General features: G+C 39.9%; 3 protein-coding genes. All 3 read left to right on the top strand.

Going from position 1 to position 2,004, the window contains the following annotated elements:
- A partial coding sequence (gene alr, locus KAH81_10080; protein MCK5834000.1) for an alanine racemase occupies window positions 1-686 on the top strand: 686 nt, incomplete at its 5' end.
- Between the two features lie 195 nt (window positions 687-881).
- Complete coding sequence (locus KAH81_10075) at window positions 882-1,319, top strand: Hsp20/alpha crystallin family protein (GenBank protein ID MCK5833999.1); 438 nt, start codon at window positions 882-884, stop codon at window positions 1,317-1,319.
- A gap of 292 nt (window positions 1,320-1,611) precedes the next feature.
- The coding region (locus KAH81_10070; protein MCK5833998.1) for a site-specific DNA-methyltransferase at window positions 1,612-2,004 on the top strand (393 nt) is incomplete at its 3' end.

Here is a 2,004-nt window from a genome sequence, read left to right as displayed (position 1 = left end):
AGATAGCCGGAGTTTTCTCGCACTCCCCTGTAGCCGATTCGACGAACAAATCAGACATCGAATTTACCAAATTGCAACTCGACCGCTTTGCGACTGTTGTTGAGAAACTCAATACACTTGGTATAGCACCTCCTCTTATTCATATATCCAATTCTGCGGGGATTCTTTCTCATCCCATTTATGGGAATGGCATTCGCCCAGGAATACTGGCCTATGGGCTTTATCCATCGGCCGAAATAGCCAACACAGTGAAGGTCAAACCAATTCTTTCATTATATAGTAAGGTAATTCAACTAAGAGAATACCCACCGGGAACAAGCATCAGCTATGGAAGAACTTATACCACGCGCGGCAAAGAAAGCATAGCTGTTATCCGCGCAGGTTACGGTGATGGCCTACGACGAGCGCTTTCGAATCGAGGATTTGTGCTTATCCGAGGAAAAAGATATCCTTTAGTAGGTCGAGTTTGCATGGACATGACTATGGCCGATGTTACTGGAAGCTCTGTCGAACTCGACGATATAGTAGTAATTCTCGGTGAAGATAATGGTGGGGCAATCACTGCAGAAGATCATGCTATCTGGGCGGGAACGCTCAATTACGAGATACTTACCGGCCTTTCCGAGCGGGTTAAAAGATTCTATAAAAAAGATAACCGAATCTGCGAAGCCGTCGATTTGTCATAAATGACATAATTTGACACTCGGAGTCAGCCTATGCCATATTTTGACAATATATGTCACTGAATAATATCCATTATAACATCCCACTATTTGAATAACTAGTTGTAATATAATGTATTACAGCTAATATGGTTATTCTGGCACGCAGACTGTAATGTATATGGTGTCATGATAATAAAATCAATAAGGAGGTGAAACATGGCAATCGTTCGATGGAAACCATTTGGAGACATCATGGATTGGTCAGATGAGGTGGATAAAAGAATGCGCAAGATGTTCGGAGATCTCTCGGAAACAGGACCTGCGCTATGGGCGCCTGGTGTCGATATCAAAGAAACAACCGATGCTCTCGAGGTTATCGCCGAAATCCCCGGCATGAAAAAAGAAGAAATCTCCGTTTCTATGCACGAGGGAGTGCTATCAATCTCTGGAGAAAAGAAAATGGAAGAAAGAAAAGAAACCGAGAGTTGGCACCGCAATGAGCGGATTTTTGGCTCTTTCCAACGAAGTTTCTATATCCCTTCCGAAATAGATCAGTCCAAGATTCTAGCGAGCTACAAGGATGGCGTTCTCAAGGTCGTTCTCCCAAAGAAAGAAGAGCAAAAGCGCAAGGAAATACCAATCAAAGTAAATTAGCGCGATAGGGAAGCTTAATGCTCCTCTATATATTTTGACTTTTACATGATAAAAAAAACTATATTGGAATAACTCATTTAATGCTAAAAAAGTATCTTAAAATTCAACAAAAATATAAATTGAAACCTCCAAAACTGAAGAAGAATAACAGATTTCATACTGAGGATACTCGTGTTTCAAATTCTGTCGCTCAGGATTATGCTCTGAATTTGTTTTTTTTACCCGAAGTTATCAAGCTAACTCAAAAAAATTCTGGATTGGAAACCTATAGAAATCTATCGAGGAAATCCTTATGTGTGCTGATTTAGTGAACAAATTACTATCGGGAGATGCAATTGAGGTTTTAAAGCAAATCGATGATAATTCTATAGACCTTGTCCTAACCGATCCGCCTTATTTTCTTGATAAAATGGACAACAATTGGAAGCATAAGGCAGTTGCTAATCTGACCGATCATTGCAATGTAGTCAAATCGTTACCTCCGGGGATGAAGTTTAGCAGAGAACAAGGTGTAAATTTCTATAAATGGTATTTTGAAATATCTAAGGAATTATATAGAGCTTTAAAACCGGGAGGTTTTTTCTTTTCTTTTTCGAGTCCAAGGCTTTACCACAGGATGGTATCAGCTGTCGATGACGCTGGATTCCTTATTCGAGATTGTTTTATGTGGCTTTATACTAAAAAT

Source organism: bacterium, from assembly GCA_023145965.1.
Lineage (GTDB): Bacteria > UBP14 > UBA6098 > UBA6098 > UBA6098 > UBA6098.
This window is presented reverse-complemented; position numbering and strand designations above follow the sequence as displayed.

What these genes read in the sequence shown, in the direction of transcription:
- KAH81_10075 (MCK5833999.1), top strand. Translation starts at nt 882, where the DNA reads ATGGCAATCGTTCGATGGAAACCATTTGGAGACATCATGGATTGGTCA.